This is a genomic window from Ureibacillus sp. FSL K6-3587, assembly GCF_038593165.1.
Lineage (GTDB): Bacteria > Bacillota > Bacilli > Bacillales_A > Planococcaceae > Ureibacillus > Ureibacillus suwonensis.
Window position 1 is genome coordinate 2983536 of the sequence record NZ_CP151969.1, and the last position, 16341, is coordinate 2999876.

Below are 16341 nucleotides of genomic sequence, written 5' to 3' on the forward strand. Positions count from 1 at the left end.
TAATTTTCAATTGTAAACGCTAAAATAGAATGGCTCTTACCCACTGTTGGGAAAAGTGACGATAATTTGGCATCATGTTAATTATAAATTTTTTTAATTTAGTCCCACCGATAAAGAAAACGATTCCTCAATAGATGGAAGCTGGCTCTTCCATACATTAACCTTTTTAATGTTTTCAGCCGATTGATTTGTCCCTCCACCGGCCCGTTGGACCAAGGAAGCACAATGCTATGCCAAACCGCTCTTTGATCTTCTTTTATTCCGTTGAGAAACGAATCGATATATTGAAACTTGGAATCTTTGTATGCAACAAGCCATTTCCTTAAACCGTCACTGGCTTTGGCATGGAGTAATGTCCGGAAACTGCCAACGAGCTGATCCAGTTCTAACAGTGCCGGAAATTCTTCGAACAATTGAGGGTGGATGGCATTCATTTCTTCTTCATGATTCACTTTTTCAAAGTCCCATATGATATGGATGATTTTCTTTCGGAGTGAAAGTGTCACGGTATTTGCGGAATACTCTTTTCTTTCTTCGGCAATCAATCTGTTTAAGGTGCTGACAGAACACTTATAGCCTTGGGAACGGCAGAGCATTACATACTTTGGTATTTTGCTAAAAATCCATCAATTTTTTCAATCACATCTACGCTTAGATTATGTTGAATTGCTTTTACTTCATCTTCCACTATTTCTTCTTCTACCCCAATAAATTTGAAAAAACGTATTAGTACAAGTCGATTTTTTAGCAACTGTTCACATAAATCTTTTCCTTTGTCTGTTAATGTGATGATTCCATACCGTTGAAATTTAATATATTCTTCGTCATTTAATTTTTTTACCATTTTTGAAACGGAAGGAACGGATACTTGCAATGATTTCGCTAATTGCGAAACTCGTGTATATCCTTCTTCATTTAAATTCACAAAAATCTCTATCAGATATTTCTCTTTACTAGGAGAAACCATCGCTTTTCCTCCTATTGTTATTTTCAAAGTCTTTTCATGTTTTCAACCTAGAAGGCCGTATCCAATTTGAAAGCAATCCATGTCTAGGGGAAAAGATAAAGCTTATGAAAAAAACGACTCCTGTTGCAAGTGCCATAGACCCTGAAATGGATGTATCAATCCATACAGCAAAATAATAACCTACTATTGCTGATAGTATACCGAATATAGCACTTAGAATGATCATTTTTAAAAGAGAATCTGTCCATAGATAACTAGCAGCAGCAGGTGTAATGAGCATGGCAACGACCATAATGGCACCAACAGCATCAAAGCTAGCTACAGTTGTAATGGATACAAGTGTCATAAATAAATAGTGTAATCCAACTACTGGAATTCCAAGACTAGCTGCAAGTGCAGGATCAAACGTTGTAACTTTCCATTCTTTATAAAATAATCCAATGATTAATATAATCAGTACTAATACTATAAATAGCGTTAAGGTAGCTACAGGTATATTTCCAAGTAGAGGAATTTGGACCGTATCCCATGGGATAAAGGAAATTTCTCCCATTAAAGCATGCTGTACATCAAGATGGGCATTCCCTACTTTTGTTGCAATTAGAATTATTCCTAAAGCAAAAAGTATTGTAAATACAACGCCAATTGATGATTCGTGTTGTACCCCTTTTGAATGGAGCATTTGAACGAGGTAAGTTGTCAATATCCCACTAATTACAGCACCTATGAACATGTGTATTCCACTTAAACTATGGGACAATAAATATGCAATAACAATCCCGAGAATGACCGAATGACTTATCGCATCTGCCATCATCGCCATTTTTCTCAAAATCAAAAATACTCCTACAATGCCACAAGAAATTCCTACAAGTGAAGCAGTTAAAAGAATCCACATTGTATAAGTCATGTATTCCCCTCCTTCATTGAAAGCGAAGGGTATTGTTTTTGAATTTCTTTCTTATTATTTCGCTTAATAAGATACTCAATAATCAATCCTTTCTTTGTTCCAAATAATAGAGAGATAAAAAAGATTGAACCAGATGTAAGTACAATAAATGGTCCAGTTGGAAAGTTAACCCCTAATGCACTAATCGTTGTGCCTAATGCTCCAGAAATTCCGCCAAATACACCAGACAAGTACAACATTGTTCTAAAGGAATGGGTCCAATATCTAGCACTAACAGGCGGTATAATGAGTAAAGCTGACATCAATATGACACCAACTGCTTGAATTCCAATAACAATTGTTAAAACCAATATAAGTAAATACATTGTATTCATACTTTTGATTGAAAGTCCTAGCCCTTTCGCAAAGTTTGGATCAAATAAATACAATTTCCATTCCTTAAAGCCAATCATAATAATTAAAATCACTACGGTTGCTAAAATAGAAGTTATGAATACATCTTGGCCTATCATAGATGCTGCCTGGCCGTAAATGAAAGAATCTAAACCAGCTTGGTTTCCACTACTAGTGCGATTAACAATCGGTAGTAACACAATTCCTCCACCAAAGAATACTGCTAAAATTAACCCCATCGCAGTATCTGAGGAAATTCGGGTTGTTGATTTTATTAACATGATTAAATAGGCACCAAGAAGTGCACTTAGACTTGCGCCAATGATTAATATAAAAAAATCTTTTACTTGAAATAATAGAAAAGCAGTAACAACACCTGGCAAAGCTGCATGCGAAAGGGCATCACTTATTAAACTTTGTTTTTTCCAATAAACTAAGCTACCAATTAAACCTGAAGCAATTCCAAGAAGCAGCGTGCTTACCAATACCCACTGATAATTACTGGATAGAAGGATTGACAATACCAACACCTTCTTTCAACCAGCGAACGCTTCCTCCATAGGTTTTTTCAATATTTTTCACTGAAAATGTAGAGGTAATATCACCGTAAGCGACAACTGTTTTGTTTAAAAATAATACTTGATCAAAATAGTCTTCTACTGTTTGAAGATCATGATGTACAACTAAAACAGTTTTCCCTTTATTTTTTAATTCTTTTAAAATCGTCATAATCGCTCGTTCTGTTGCTGCATCAACTCCGGCTAACGGTTCATCCATGAAGTATAAATCCGCATCTTGAATAAGCGCTCTTGCTAAAAATACTCGTTGTTGTTGACCACCTGACAATTCACTAATTTGCCGATTGGCGTAACTTGCCATACCGACTTTATCCAATGCTTTAAGCGCTTTTTCCTTATGTCGTTTAGTTGGCCATTTTATCCACCCAATCTGTCCATACAATCCCATCAATACAACATCCAATGCATTCGTTGGAAAATCCCAGTCAACAGAACCACGTTGAGGAACATAACCAATTCTTTTTTTTACATCTCTTAATGTTGAACCAAAAAATGAAACATTACCTGTTAATTTTGGATGTAACCCAAGTAATACTTTTATTAAAGTTGATTTACCTGCACCATTAGGTCCTACAATACCCGTTAGCGATCCTTGAGGAATAGCAAAGGAAATGCCATTTAACACAAGGTTTTTTCGATAGGCAGCGCTTAGATTTTCTACATTTAGCACATTCATGATTTGCTCTCCCCTTTCAATGCCTCATAAATCATGTTCACATTGTGGCGATACATTCCGAGATAAGTTCCTTCTTCAGTTCCCGCTTCACCCATCGCATCTGAGAAAAGCTCTCCCCCAAGTTCTACTTTTAGTCCTGCTTTACTAGCTCCTTCAATAACCGCTTGTATGGATTTTGGATTAATGCTACTTTCCACAAACACAGCTGGTACTTGTTTTTCAATTAATAGTTCGACCGTTGATTGTATATCAGATAAACCAACTTCATCTTCTGTACTTAGGCCTTGTAAACCGACTACTTCAATGTCATACATACGGCCGAAATATCCAAATGCATCGTGCGCAGTTACAAGGATTCGTTGTTTTTTAGGGATGCTAGATAATTTTTCTGTTGCTTCGGCTTTCAAGTCATCCATTTGTTTGAAATAATTTTGTTTATTTTGTTCAAAGTATTCAGCATGTTTAGGTAAATACTCTTTTAAAATTTCTGTTGCACTATTTAAAGCGTCTTTCCATAAATCTAAATCAAACCAAATATGCGGATCGATGGCACCTTGTTCATCTTTAAGTAAACGATTTTCATTAATTGTTTCACCAATTGCTAATATTTTTTTGGATTTCTTTAGTTTTTCGAAAATTTCACCCATATTACCCTCTAGGTGTAGTCCGTTGTAAAACACAATATCTGCTTTTTGTAATGTTTCAATATCTCCTTGAGTTGCTTTGTATAAATGTGGGTCAACACCTGGACCCATTAGACTTTTTACTTCCACATATGACCCACCAATTTTTTCAATAGGTTCAGCAATCTGTGCAATAGTTGTTACGATTTTAATTTTTCCACTGTCCACTTCATCAGTTTTTTCTGATTGTTCATTTGTTACTTGACATCCCTCTAATAATAGAACAATACTTCCAAACACAAAGATTAGACAAAGAACGAATAATTTTAATTTATTCATCTTATTTCCTCCTTTTTCTCAGGGAATAAATGTTGCACAAAGGAAACTTTTTGGGTAAAAAAATTTAGGATGTATTTTATACATATTTTCTTTCAAGATAAAATGTTTCTTTATATGCGTGAGGGAAGATTTGATAACAAGAAATTTTACAAAACTTAATATTTTTTCTTTTACTTAGATTATTCCTTTAATTTCTTTTTTGTATAAAGGCAAAATTGTTGTATTAAGGAAACTTTTGATTCAAAAAATTTTCAAGATAAATCGGACAAACTTTTCTCTTATGACAAAAAAGTTTCTTTTAGGAAAAATTATATGCAAGAAGGAAAAATTGTCAACAATAATTTTTGAAAAAATTAAAACTTTTATACAACTTTAATTAATTTAACGACAACAAAAATTGATCTAATTATAAAAAAGTCCTTTATTAAATTATGGGTTTTCAGGTACCCAATATTCCGTTCAATTATACATTTACTATTAAATGACTTCATGAATCGTTTAATGTCTAATAAAGCAATAAACACCTCGAGCACACACCCATTGGTCATTTGCCTCATATGCTAGACAAAAAAGAATCGAGGAAGTGACTTATGGGTATTGAGTTGACGGCACTGCATTGGATTTACGTCGTGTTCATCGCACTCATCATCGGATTTATGGTGAAACGGCGGGATACAACTCTTGTTTGTGTGGTTGGAATTTTTTTACTTTCCCTTGTGGCGACTGGTGATTTAGTCGCTTCGATCAGCAAAGTGTTTTCAAGTTTCATTTACGCCATCACCGAACTGTTATCGACCATCATCATCATTTGTGTCATTGTAGCCTTGAGCCGTGTTTTGTTAAAAACAGGCATTAATGAAGTGATGGTTTCCCCTTTTGCCAAAATCATAAAAAATCCGGCACTCGCCTATTGGACCATCGGGATTTTAATGATGATCATTTCTTGGTTCTTCTGGCCTTCCCCAGCTGTTGCCCTCTTGGGTGCGGTGCTCTTGCCTGTTGCGATTCGTGCGGGATTGCCTGCCCTTGGGGTTGCGATGACCATGAACTTATTCGGCCATGGAATTGCCTTATCCGGGGACTTTGTCATCCAAGGCGCACCGAAATTGACGGCTGATGCGGCCGGCCTTCCTGTCAGTGAAGTGATTTCTGCGAGCGTCCCACTTGTCATCGTCATGGGGGTTGTAACGACATTTGTTGCATACTTCTTGCTTAGACGCGATATGAAACGAGGCACTCTCGAAATGGTTGGAAATTTTGATGGTGGCGAAGAGAAACAAGAAGAAGTGGAAGAAAATCTCCTATCAATTCAACAAAAGCGATTTTTCGCCCTTTTGATTCCGGTTGCCTTTTTACTAAATGTCGTGGCCATGTCCATTTTTGATTTAACCGGCGGAGATGCGACTGCGTTGATCGGTGGAACGACACTGCTGATTCTGTTGCTTCTTTCCATGTTCGCCCATAAAAATGCCGGGTTGGAAAAAACGACAAGCTATTTGATACAGGGTTTCCAATTTGGTTTTAAAGTGTTTGGCCCGGTAATTCCGATTGCAGCTTTCTTCTATTTGGGAGATTCCGGCTTTTCCCAAATCATTGGGGATTATCTTCCTGAACATTCGCAAGGGATCATCAATGATTTAGGGGTGGCTCTGGCATCAGTTGTACCTTTGACAACGGAAATTGCAGCCGTAACCGTTGCGGGCGTCGGTGCCATTACGGGATTGGACGGCTCCGGATTTTCCGGCATTTCATTGGTGGGGTCCATTGCCAATCTTTTTGGAACAGTGATTGGTGAAGGAACAGCCACTTTGACTGCATTGGGCCAAATTGCAGCGATTTATGTCGGAGGAGGAACATTGGTGCCTTGGGCATTAATTCCTGCTGCTGCCATCTGCAACGTGAGTCCGTTTGAATTGGCTAGACGAAATTTAGTTCCCGTTGTGATTGGACTTGTGGTGACAACAATTGCGGCGATGTTTTTCATCTAAAAATAAGAGGCTGGGACAAAACTAGTTTCAAGATAGAAAAAAGGAGAATTTGATTCAACTCAAATTCTCCTTTTTCCATTTCTCTCCATTATTTTTGGTCGTTTGAACTTTGTTGGCCGTGTATTCCCAGCCTCTGTTTAAATTTCAAAATCAACGGCATCATCCACATAATGCCAATCGTAAGGCGTTTCTTGGTAAACGTAGTAGTTCAGCCAGTTGTAGAACAATAAGTGGGCATGGGCGCGCCAAGTATTTTTTGGCTGCTTTGTTGGATCATTATTAGGGAAATAATTTGCCGGTATGTCTATAGGTAAACCTTTCTTTACGTCACGCTCGTATTCTTCCGCAAGCGTTGTTGCGTCATATTCCAAGTGGCCAGTGATCATAATGTGTTTGTTGTCTTTGGATTGGATGATAAAAGGTCCGACCTCTTCCGAATAGCTCAACAATTGCAAATCAGGATGCTGTTCTATTTCTTCGATGGAAACGGAAGTGTAACGGGAATGCGGTGCGACAAATTCATCGTTGAACCCCCGAACCAAATCATTCGTCAAATCCGTAATGGTATGCGCAAATATACCGGAACATTTTTTCGGCAACTCGAATTTTCCGATTCCGAAGTGGTAATAGAGAGCGGCTTGTGCAGCCCAACAGATATAAATGATTGAAGTCACATTCTCTTTCGCCCAGTCCAAAATTTCAGTCAACTCTTTCCAATAATGGACTTCTTCAAATTCCATCCGTTCAACCGGCGCCCCGGTGATGACCATTCCGTCAAAGCGGCGGTGCTTGATTTTATCAAAAGTTTTATAGAATGTTTCCAAATGGCTTTTGGATACATTTTTAGGTTCATACGTGGCTGTATTTAAAAACGTTACATTGGTTTGCAGCGGCGTGTTCCCGAGCAATCGCAGCAACTGTAATTCCGCTTTTTCTTTTTCAGGCATCAAATTCAACACCAAAATGTTCAATGGACGTATGTCCTGTGATAATGCGCGGTCCTCTTCCATGACGAAAATCTTTTCGTTTCTCAATATTTCTCCAGCAGGTAAATTTTTCGGAATATTAATAGGCATTCCTCTTGTCCCCCATTCTAAAATATCTTAATAAAAAAACCCTGCTCATTCCAGAAAAGAGAATGAGAGGGTACAAAATTTCCTTGCACGCACTCTCTTATCTCCCAAGGCTGAGCCTTGCTGGAATTAGCACCTTTCTAACATCCGTTAGAGGTTGCTGAAGTTTCATTGGGCCAAGTCCCTCCACTTCTCTTGATAAGAAAGTATAATTCCCATATAAAATTAAGATTATCCTAACATATCCAATAGAGAATTGCAATAATCGAGCTATTTTATTTTGCTGTGAAATTTCTCTAACCAAACCGGATTTTCTATTTCAAAGAGTTCTTTTTCCAAATATTGATCCCAATTTTTTAATAATGTATTCCACACCCGCGGAAAAAATTCCCTGTTTTCAGTGTTCCACACAATAAATTCAATACAGGGCACATCGTTGATTTGCGTATTTTCCAACGATAGGATGGATTTGATTTCTTGATGAACTTCATCCGCCCGATCGATTATTATATTTTGAATTTCCTTTTTAAAAAACTCCACATCCAATGATTCTTCTCCATCGTTCATATAACGATACAATTGGTCCGGAAAATCATCAAAATCCAGCACTTCCTCCATATCACCGTTCATCATTTGATGATGCACCGGGCTGTACAATAACTCTATTGTCACAGGATCCAATTCCTCTTCAAAGACGCCTTGGGAAAATTGCCGCTTTCCTTTTTCCGTCAGTTGATAAAAGTTGTTTTCCCGTGCAAGCAGCCCGTTCTTTTGCATCTTCCGCATCAAATCTTCGATGAATAAGGGCTCCACCAACAAAATTTCGCTGAGCTGTTCAGCACTTTCAAAAGCCGATTTTTGGAAGGAGAAAAGCAGAATTTTCATTAAAATGTCCATCGCCTTTTTCTGGATGGGCTGATAGGTGATTTCATAGGTATGCATGGGAATACACCAAATGTCCGTATGAACAATGGTTCCCCTGATTTCTTTTTCCAATTGATTTTTTAATTGCTGGAGTTCCATGTCACGGGCTCCTTCGTTATTTTTCGTATTCCTTGTTGCTGTTTTACGACATTAAATAAATGCTGGTACATTTCTCTCGTTTCTTTCTTTTTCGGACGCATTGTAAACATATCGGAACTGCCGACAATCATCAGCAACTCCCGGGCTCTTGACAAAGCCACGTTCAACCGCCGGTAGTCTTTCGCAAATCCGATTTCCCCGTGCGGATTATTGCGGACCATGCTCAACAAAATCACGTCCATTTCCATCCCCTGGAATTTATCGACGGAACCTGTCCGGATATGCAAATGAGGCAAATGCAGTTCTTCCACTAACTGATTGACCCGATTCACTTGCTCCCGATAGTAGCTGATCACCCCGACGGCTTTTAAGGAGTCTTTTTCAAGCAGACCGTTCTCCTTCGCTTTGGCCGTCGCTTCATTCAAGTCGATAAGCAGTTTGCGGATCCATTCAAGCTCAGCTTTATTGAACAAGCTGGAGCCTTCTTTCATCCGCTCTTCAAAATAAGCCGGTTGATTTGGCAGGTCGAACCATAACAAGTGTTCCTGCCGTTTTACATAATGTCCATCCAATTTATGGTCTCTAGCTTCATCGGAGTTGTCCAAGCCGCATTGCAACGATTCTTTTCCATTTTCATAGAACGGTGCAATCGTCCGCATGATCTTTTCATGCATGCGATACTGAATCCCGAGCATTTTCTTGTTCGAGGCGGGCAAATGTTTATAAAGCCGTTCAAACAAAGATTCCTCCAACAGCTTCTCCAGTTCCCTTTTTTCTTCAAAGCTGTCCGTTTCCTTCATAATCTCTTCAAGGGTTTCTTCAAACGTATCATCGCCGATCAACGGCGGCAACTGATGATGGTCGCCGACAAGGATGATCTTCTTCCCTTTCAACATTGGAAGCAATAATTCCGGCGGCGTTGCTTTCGACACTTCATCGATGATGACCACATCGAAAATCGGATAGTTGTCCATAAATTCTTTGTTTGCCGAAGCGACACAGGTTGTTCCGATTACATTGGCATGTTTTACGTAAAGTTTCCGAATTTCGTCCAAATCCTGTTCCGTCGCTTGATTTAATAACGAATGCCATTCTTTCTGGATTTCTTTTGTGATCGGCAACATTTCGATCTGCCGTTGGTATTTTTCAATTTGGAGATGGCGTTCCTTGATCCGCTCTTCCGTCTGTTCCAATTCAAGCTCCGGATTTTGTTTCATGATTTGCTGCAGCTGCTCCACTTTCCGTTCCATCATAATCCCTTGACGGTGAAGCTCTTTTAATTCGCTTTGTATGTTGGATAACGACTCCTGGTGTTGGGAAAGTTCTTTTTCCATTTCGTTGATTTCATGATTCAGTTGTGCTTTTTGCTCCTCATAGGAATGGAAACTTTCTTGTTGTTCTTCCAACCGGCCAATCTTTTCCTGCAACGTTTGAATGACCGCTTGAAGTTCATCAATGGACGGAATGAACCCGGTATTTTCTATTGGCAGTTCCGCCAATTCTCTTTCATATTGTTGGATCTCTTGTTGCAGTTGGACCTCTTTTTGTTTATAAGACTGAAGTTTCGATTCATGGAGGCCGAGGTTTTCCAAATATTGTTCGGCCACGGCACTTTTCAATTTTTCAAAAACGTGTTTCGACTCATCGGCCAACGATTGATATTGAACGAGCAACCCGTTCACATATAGCCGCCTTAAATATAGGCCACGGATGGAGGGGATTCCGTTCTGCCAATTGATTTTTCGTTGTTTGAAGGCGAGTGCCAACTTATCCAAAAAGTCATTGACCTCATGTAATGAATAATGGTGGTTCGGCGGGAGCGGGACGGGATCGATGGGTATTCTCAACGTTTTTTGATTGTATTCGATGGCTTTTTCAATCCGCTCGGAAATTTGGATTGCCGGTTTCAGTTCCATCAACTGTTGATAAATTTTCTCCATATCCAAAAACAGTTGGTTGATGACAAAACCTCTTCGGATTCCATAGGTTTCAATGAATCCTTCCACTTCCTCCAATTTTTTGAAGTATTTCAATTGGGCCAGGAGTTCATCCACTTCCAATATTTTTGACTCCATGAATGCAATTTCATTGGACACTTGCTGCAAATCGGATTGCGCTTTTTCCAATTTTTCCTTTGTTTCAACATAGTGGATGAAATGTTCGCTTTCTTCGATATGTTTCCTTGCTTCATTGATTTCCAGCTGAATTTTATCAAGACCGGTGCTGGACAATGTTTGTTCGATTTCTTTCAGTTTTTCAGACCGTTCATTCAAGGAGGATTGGAATGTTTCAATGGTTTGTTCCGCTTTTTCCTTTTCTTTATTTAAAGCGATGATTTGCTTTTTCAAATTGGAAATTGTGTCAAAAGACTTTTCCAATTCCTTTTCCGCCTGATTTTTCCGCAAAATCTCCTTTTCCAGTTCGGCCGCTTTTTCCTTCAGGTGATCGATTTGGCTCGTGCATGCTTGAATGCCCTGTTGCAATAGGATTTCCTTTTGATCATGTTGACTGATTTCCTTCGATAACGCATCAAAGGTTTGAGTTTTCCAATATTCCGCCACATTCTCCTCGATGAACTTTTTCCCTTCTTCTTCGATGCTGTCTGTCCGTCCGTAGCGCAAAATGCGGATGTCTTTATTGGATAAAAGCCGGCCAAGTGCATTATCCACCGCCAAATTGGATTGGGAGGCGATCAATGTTTTCAATCCCATTTTCACGTTTTGATAACAGATTTCAGAAATGACCGTTGTTTTCCCTGTTCCGGGTGGTCCCTGAATGACATACAAATCTTCTGTTTCCAGTGCACCCAGCACAGCTTCCCGCTGAAATTCATTCAGATTGTTATGAAATTCGATTTGAAGCCGATTTTTCCGATTTGCCACCTTTGGTTCGTCTTCAAATAAAAAGTTTTCAAGATTCGGGTTTGCCGCAAGCCCTTCCTTTAAATGTTCAAACCCTTTCAAGAGGCGGTTGAGCTGGGATTTTGTCGAGGCGTTGCTGAAAGTGACTTGCTCTGAGGGAAAATCAAATACCTGTTGCTTGGCGAGTTTACTGATTGGCGGACTCAGTTCGATGTCGACGGTTTGTTGTTGGGCATTGGTTTTTACAACTTCCCCGATTTCACTTTTTACGCCTTTGACATAGGCGTTCATTCCTTTTATCTGTTTCCACTCTTTGTTTGTGATGCCACCCAGTTTCAATGTTGCCACGGAACAGTCAGAACTGTACGAAACAGACTGTATTCTTGCTTCAATATCATCGATGTTGGCATTTTTGTATAAAACTTTTAAATAGCCTTCCCAGCTGGTGATCCGTTTATTGACATAATCGTATCTGTCTTTTGCAACCGGCAATTCGGCAATGGTTTTCAGGAATGCCTCCGGATAAGTGTGGCCGTTGATTCTTGTTGGTGCGAAATGGATTCTCATCGATTTTCTTCGATTCGTCTTGACCGGTGTATGTTTTCCCTTAGTCCGGAAGTTTTTGGCGATGAGGCCATTTTTGCTATCAAAAACGCAGTCTATAATCACAACCCGGCCATTCATCTTTTTCGCCAAATTACTATTTTGTTCGTTGTCAAAATAAATGGCCAGGGATAGGGATGTTTCTTCAATGGATTGTTTTTCTAGAAATACATGGAAAGAGGATTGCAATTGAAAAAAGGCATGTTCATCGGCAAAGTGTTCCTTGATGGCTTCCCGTGCTGTATTCGTCAACACAATGAAACATTTCATCGCTTCTACCGTTTGTACCATGAACATCCCTCCTTTTTTACTCACAATCGTCATTATAACAAAAATAGATGGACCGTTATAGTTTTGAAAAATAAAAAATGACTAGCCCTTTCACTAGTCATTATGTACCCCTATCCCTTTTTTGTCCGGGCAATTTCATGGTATTTTGCATCCCAATCCGGATCAATTTTTCTTAATGGCACCGGTCTAAAGTTTTCTTTTGTCACCAAAATGTTCACCGTTGTACCTGTCGCCGCAACGGAGCCGTCTTCATGCAAGATTTCATAACCGTATGTCGTGCGCAATTTATCATGCTGTTCCACCCATGTACGGACAGTTGCCACTTGTCCATAACGCATCGCTTTTTTATATTGGACATTCAATTCAATCACTGGTGATACAATTCCCATTTCTTCCAACTTTGTATAATCGTATCCCAAATCGCGGATCAATTGGGTTCTGCCAATTTCCATCCAAATGACGTAGTTGGCGTGATACACCACACCCATCTGATCCGTATCGGCATAACGGATTTCCACTTGTTTTTCGCTGACAAACATAAAATCACCTCTCCAACAGTATACCGCATTCAAAAATCGGTGCAAATGGACATCTCAATTTTTTCCAACTATATTTGTTTCTCTCTCTGGCAATAATGATGGATACTTAACCGCATTGCAAAAATAGAAAATTGGAATGAGACTATCATGAAATGGAAACTGCTTATGCGATATATTTCCAGTATTTGGATTATTAAATATTATATTAAAATAAAAAAGCTGATGTGAATGGATGTCCGCATTCCATCAGTTTTTCTGTTAAAAGCCAATCAATTGACCAATCATTCGGATATCGTTCATAATATTGTTTTTATTTTTGGCCACATTTTCATACCACATCTCGATGATTTCCATCGCCTTTTCTTCAACCTGCTGATTCTTCTTCATTAATGAAACGATCGTGTCGATGAATTTTGTCCGTTCTTCATAAAATTTCACGCGCATTTCAAAGTCTTTGTTCACTTCCACCTGAAACACTTTTCCGAGGCGGAGGATTCCCAAATTGACATGCTGCTCGGAATAAAGAGTAGAACCGACATAAGCCAATTTTTCATTGAAGGAAATTTGGCCTTCTTTAAAATAAGTGGCCATCAACTTTTCCACTTCCGCCGTCACGGATTCCAATTTTTTGACTTGCGTTTCGGTCAATTCTTTTGTTTGTTCGAACAAAGGCAGCATCGCCAAGGAATCATCGAACAATTCCTTCACCTTTTCAAGCCGGTCCTGATCTCGGGGAATATTCAACTGATGAAGAATATTTTCAAACACATATAAACGCTGCAGGTAACCTGTCAGCAAAACGATTCCGTTGTATACTTTTCTGGCATCCATTGTCATCGGTATCCCACTTTCTTTAATCTCTTTTTTTGAACATAACATATTTGGAAAGAAAACGAAATAATCATTTTTTTACTCCGGTATATAAAGAAGGAGGTGCCATCAGGCGACACCTCTTTTAATCCCATTCAATATTGGCGATGATTCCTTCTTCATCATGCAGATCCAAAAGGATTCGGGCGGACATCGCGTCCCTTTGCAATTGTTCTTCAATATAAAGGCGAATGGCTGTAATGAAATTCACCGTGTTATATGGCTCCATTTCACCGTTTACGTAAGCTTCCGCAGTAAAGCCTCTATCATCGTCATACAATAGTTCCACTTCCACATCTTCAGGACGCACATTTTTGAATTTTGCATGGAACAGGCAAACCGCATCCACGATTTCCTGTTCAGACAATGTTATCTTCTCCAATGTTCCGTTACCTCTTTCTCATTTTTGCGTTTTAACATGAAATAAATTTTCATGATGAGATAGGCAATCAATAAAATCGCACCGAGATTGATCATTAATCCCAAAAGGCTTCCAAGAATGCCCATATCCGCAAACAGGCTGCCGAATAATAAGCCGGCAAGTCCGCCTACAAGGAGGCCTTTCATTAATCCGCCGGAAGAGAATCCGCCTTTCGTTGTGGAAGTGCCGGTTTTATTTGAATTTTGATTTGTTGTCGACTTATTAACATTGTTGTTTTTATTAGTGTCGTCGTTGGTTACACGGTTTTTTGAAGGGAATGTCGTTCCGCTGAACCCTTTTTTACCGGATTTATAAGATTTTGCTTCTACTGTCACATCCCCGCTGTCATGAAAAACAACCGTACCAACGTTAGAGAATACCAATGCGAAAGCAAGCAGTACCGCTGAAAGTTTTTTCATTCAAAATCCTCCTATATTTTCTCTTAGGTGTACATAAATTAAGTATAGCAAAATATAGGTTGCGAAAAAACTAAATGCACCTCTTAATTTCTATCATTTCCACCATGGATTAGAAAAAAATGATTTGTCCAAGCGTCGCATCGAATAGTCATTTGAATCAATTTCATAAATCATAGTTTTTCTGAAGTATAGAGTACCCCTATACTAAAAACTTTGTTTTTTTTAAATTATGCAACTTGGTTTTGTTGCTGTAATAAAGCATTGATTCGATCAACTGCTAGTTTGCAGGTATTATAAATTAACGTCACCAGATTGAAATGCATTTTTGCTTTCTTTCCTGTACGATGACGGACATTGTTTAATTGAAAGTATTCCTTTAAATAAGCGTTAACGCGTTCGACTGCTGTACGTTCTTGATAAAGCTGTTTCCATCGTTCTGTCCCACGTGCTGGATAGGTAAATTTACGGATATCTATATCACATTTGATTTTGAAAACTTTTTGGCAAAGGGTGTCTTCTCGTAATGGGCAAGTTGCACATTCCTTTGGACGTGTGAATTTTAATGTATTGTACTTAGCGTCAAAGCTGTCATATTGGTAACTATGTTCACGCACACAGGTTGGACGAAAATGTTCATCGAATCCTATATATTCTCCTTCTCGGCGAACGTTGTAAGGAATCACGACTCGCATGGACTGTGATACGGCTTGACGGTAAATAGGTTCAACATCATAACCAGCATCAAATATAGCTATTGTAAATTGACCGTTTCCTAAGTGATGAAGTTTTTTCAATAATGGAATCGCAGCTTTACAATCACTTAAATTACCTGAGGACATCAAACGAGTGATGATATATTGACTTTTCGTCGAAACAGCTAAATGTGCTTTATAACCAAACCAGAATGTATTTTTTCCTTTACTATTCTTTTTCACACCCCATTTTGGCTCAATCGGTACATCCTTCCAAAGGGTTTCTAATGGGATATCCAGCTGTTCTTTCAGTTCTTTTTCATAGGTTGATTGATTTCCTTTTTTCTCTACTTGTTCGGCTAACCAAACAGCTCGTTCAGCTTTCGTTTTACGACCACGTTTTTTAGGAGTTTTAGGTGCTTTCTTTTCTGATGGTGTGAAAGCATCACGAGCTTCAAAGTGACTCGCATCGATGGCGACATGTTCATCATTTAGAAAGCCTTCCAACATCGCTGTTTTGATGAGTGTATCGTTCATTTTATCTAGCACATCTGATTCACTAATGACTTGAATCATGCGTGAATAAGAGCTTTCAGATGGTACGACATCAGACACAAGGAATCCACAGTCGAAACGAAATAAAGGATCATGAACCAAACGTTTGACTAAATCCTTGATAGTTGGAATACGTTCGACAATACGTATAATCAGCGATTGAATCATTGCACCATCATTCAATTCACGTGGTGCACCTTTCAATGTCTTTTTAGAAAACAATTGAAATATAGGCTGAATGTCGATAGCACTAAAAATGGCTTCATAACGATGGGAACTTTCCATTTCTAATAATTGATGGATGTCAAAAAGAGAAATTTGTTTTACAATAGTCATAGGGTACTCACCTCTTTCGTATGGTTTGTTTGGTTACCTACCATTATAACGAAATTTGGGGAGGTACCCATTTTTTATTGTCTTGAATCCCTTGAAAATCAAGGGGTGAGAATTATGAAATTAACTCATTTAGTATAAAAAAAATATAATTTTATGCAAATCATTGTATGAAAATTTATGGTAA

General features: G+C 38.7%; 15 protein-coding genes and 1 riboswitch. Of the genes, 1 reads left to right on the plus strand and 14 read right to left on the minus strand.

The annotated features are described in order from the left end of the window. Positions 1-98: 98 nt before the first annotated feature. From NSS77_RS14700 to NSS77_RS14725, 6 genes are read right to left on the minus strand one after another with little or no spacing between them, the layout of a single operon-like run. Positions 99-596: a transposase gene (locus NSS77_RS14700; RefSeq protein WP_328219875.1), complete on the minus strand. Its 498-nt coding sequence runs from the start codon at positions 594-596 to the stop codon at positions 99-101. Next, the gene (locus NSS77_RS14705) at positions 596-967 is read right to left on the minus strand and encodes a metal-dependent transcriptional regulator (RefSeq protein WP_328219874.1); all 372 of its coding nucleotides are present in this window, start codon (positions 965-967) and stop codon (positions 596-598) included. The genes NSS77_RS14700 and NSS77_RS14705 overlap by 1 nt, the downstream gene beginning before the upstream one ends. A 34-nt stretch (positions 968-1001) precedes the next feature. Continuing rightward, the gene (locus NSS77_RS14710) at positions 1002-1877 is read right to left on the minus strand and encodes a metal ABC transporter permease (protein ID WP_328219873.1); all 876 of its coding nucleotides are present in this window, start codon (positions 1875-1877) and stop codon (positions 1002-1004) included. Then, positions 1874-2791, minus strand: coding sequence for an iron chelate uptake ABC transporter family permease subunit (locus NSS77_RS14715; protein ID WP_340714492.1), 918 nt, complete (start codon positions 2789-2791; stop codon positions 1874-1876). Before NSS77_RS14715 ends, NSS77_RS14710 begins: the two co-directional genes overlap by 4 nt. Further along, entirely contained in the window at positions 2769-3524 is a 756-nt protein-coding gene (locus NSS77_RS14720; RefSeq protein ID WP_328219871.1) for a metal ABC transporter ATP-binding protein, read from the minus strand. The genes NSS77_RS14715 and NSS77_RS14720 overlap by 23 nt, the downstream gene beginning before the upstream one ends. Continuing rightward, positions 3521-4486, minus strand: a complete 966-nt coding sequence (locus tag NSS77_RS14725; RefSeq protein WP_328219870.1) for a zinc ABC transporter substrate-binding protein — start codon at positions 4484-4486, stop codon at positions 3521-3523. The genes NSS77_RS14720 and NSS77_RS14725 overlap by 4 nt, the downstream gene beginning before the upstream one ends. A gap of 590 nt (positions 4487-5076) precedes the next feature. Between NSS77_RS14725 and NSS77_RS14730 the strand changes: the two genes are divergently transcribed. Then, positions 5077-6474, plus strand: coding sequence for a hypothetical protein (locus NSS77_RS14730; RefSeq protein ID WP_328219869.1), 1398 nt, complete (start codon positions 5077-5079; stop codon positions 6472-6474). A 137-nt stretch (positions 6475-6611) separates the two neighbouring features. Here NSS77_RS14730 and metA read toward each other — a convergent pair whose 3' ends face one another. The 8 genes from metA to NSS77_RS14770 all read right to left on the minus strand — a co-directional run bounded on the left by metA (position 6612) and on the right by NSS77_RS14770 (position 16157). Beyond that, positions 6612-7550 (minus strand): homoserine O-succinyltransferase, encoded by a 939-nt coding sequence (gene metA, locus NSS77_RS14735; protein WP_342469404.1) that lies wholly within the window; start codon positions 7548-7550, stop codon positions 6612-6614. A 94-nt stretch (positions 7551-7644) separates the two neighbouring features. Continuing rightward, positions 7645-7752: riboswitch (SAM riboswitch) on the minus strand. 65 nt (positions 7753-7817) lie between these two features. Then, positions 7818-8570 (minus strand): nucleoside-diphosphate sugar epimerase, encoded by a 753-nt coding sequence (locus NSS77_RS14740; RefSeq protein ID WP_342469405.1) that lies wholly within the window; start codon positions 8568-8570, stop codon positions 7818-7820. Continuing rightward, positions 8552-12325, minus strand: a complete 3774-nt coding sequence (locus tag NSS77_RS14745) for an AAA domain-containing protein (RefSeq protein ID WP_342469406.1) — start codon at positions 12323-12325, stop codon at positions 8552-8554. The genes NSS77_RS14740 and NSS77_RS14745 overlap by 19 nt, the downstream gene beginning before the upstream one ends. A 110-nt stretch (positions 12326-12435) precedes the next feature. Continuing rightward, positions 12436-12864: a thioesterase family protein gene (locus NSS77_RS14750; RefSeq protein ID WP_342469407.1), complete on the minus strand. Its 429-nt coding sequence runs from the start codon at positions 12862-12864 to the stop codon at positions 12436-12438. A 258-nt stretch (positions 12865-13122) separates the two neighbouring features. Further along, positions 13123-13701: a transcriptional regulator gene (locus tag NSS77_RS14755; protein ID WP_342469408.1), complete on the minus strand. Its 579-nt coding sequence runs from the start codon at positions 13699-13701 to the stop codon at positions 13123-13125. Between the two features lie 118 nt (positions 13702-13819). Continuing rightward, positions 13820-14116 carry a YxcD family protein gene (locus NSS77_RS14760; RefSeq protein WP_342469409.1) on the minus strand — a complete coding sequence of 99 codons (297 nt, stop codon included), beginning with the start codon at positions 14114-14116 and terminating at the stop codon, positions 13820-13822. Then, positions 14104-14574: a hypothetical protein gene (locus tag NSS77_RS14765; RefSeq protein WP_342469410.1), complete on the minus strand. Its 471-nt coding sequence runs from the start codon at positions 14572-14574 to the stop codon at positions 14104-14106. The genes NSS77_RS14760 and NSS77_RS14765 overlap by 13 nt, the downstream gene beginning before the upstream one ends. 227 nt (positions 14575-14801) lie before the next feature. After that, the gene (locus tag NSS77_RS14770) at positions 14802-16157 is read right to left on the minus strand and encodes a transposase (protein ID WP_342469411.1); all 1356 of its coding nucleotides are present in this window, start codon (positions 16155-16157) and stop codon (positions 14802-14804) included. Positions 16158-16341 lie beyond the last annotated feature (184 nt).

Coding starts and splice junctions, on each gene's coding strand:
- NSS77_RS14700 (WP_328219875.1), bottom strand. CDS start 596: ATGCTCTGCCGTTCCCAAGGCTATAAGTGTTCTGTCAGCACCTTAAAC.
- NSS77_RS14705 (WP_328219874.1), bottom strand. CDS start 967: ATGGTTTCTCCTAGTAAAGAGAAATATCTGATAGAGATTTTTGTGAAT.
- NSS77_RS14710 (WP_328219873.1), bottom strand. CDS start 1,877: ATGACTTATACAATGTGGATTCTTTTAACTGCTTCACTTGTAGGAATT.
- NSS77_RS14720 (WP_328219871.1), bottom strand. CDS start 3,524: ATGAATGTGCTAAATGTAGAAAATCTAAGCGCTGCCTATCGAAAAAAC.
- NSS77_RS14725 (WP_328219870.1), bottom strand. CDS start 4,486: ATGAATAAATTAAAATTATTCGTTCTTTGTCTAATCTTTGTGTTTGGA.
- NSS77_RS14730 (WP_328219869.1), top strand. CDS start 5,077: ATGGGTATTGAGTTGACGGCACTGCATTGGATTTACGTCGTGTTCATC.
- metA (WP_342469404.1), bottom strand. CDS start 7,550: ATGCCTATTAATATTCCGAAAAATTTACCTGCTGGAGAAATATTGAGA.
- NSS77_RS14740 (WP_342469405.1), bottom strand. CDS start 8,570: ATGGAACTCCAGCAATTAAAAAATCAATTGGAAAAAGAAATCAGGGGA.
- NSS77_RS14745 (WP_342469406.1), bottom strand. CDS start 12,325: ATGGTACAAACGGTAGAAGCGATGAAATGTTTCATTGTGTTGACGAAT.
- NSS77_RS14750 (WP_342469407.1), bottom strand. CDS start 12,864: ATGTTTGTCAGCGAAAAACAAGTGGAAATCCGTTATGCCGATACGGAT.
- NSS77_RS14755 (WP_342469408.1), bottom strand. CDS start 13,701: ATGACAATGGATGCCAGAAAAGTATACAACGGAATCGTTTTGCTGACA.
- NSS77_RS14765 (WP_342469410.1), bottom strand. CDS start 14,574: ATGAAAAAACTTTCAGCGGTACTGCTTGCTTTCGCATTGGTATTCTCT.
- NSS77_RS14770 (WP_342469411.1), bottom strand. CDS start 16,157: ATGACTATTGTAAAACAAATTTCTCTTTTTGACATCCATCAATTATTA.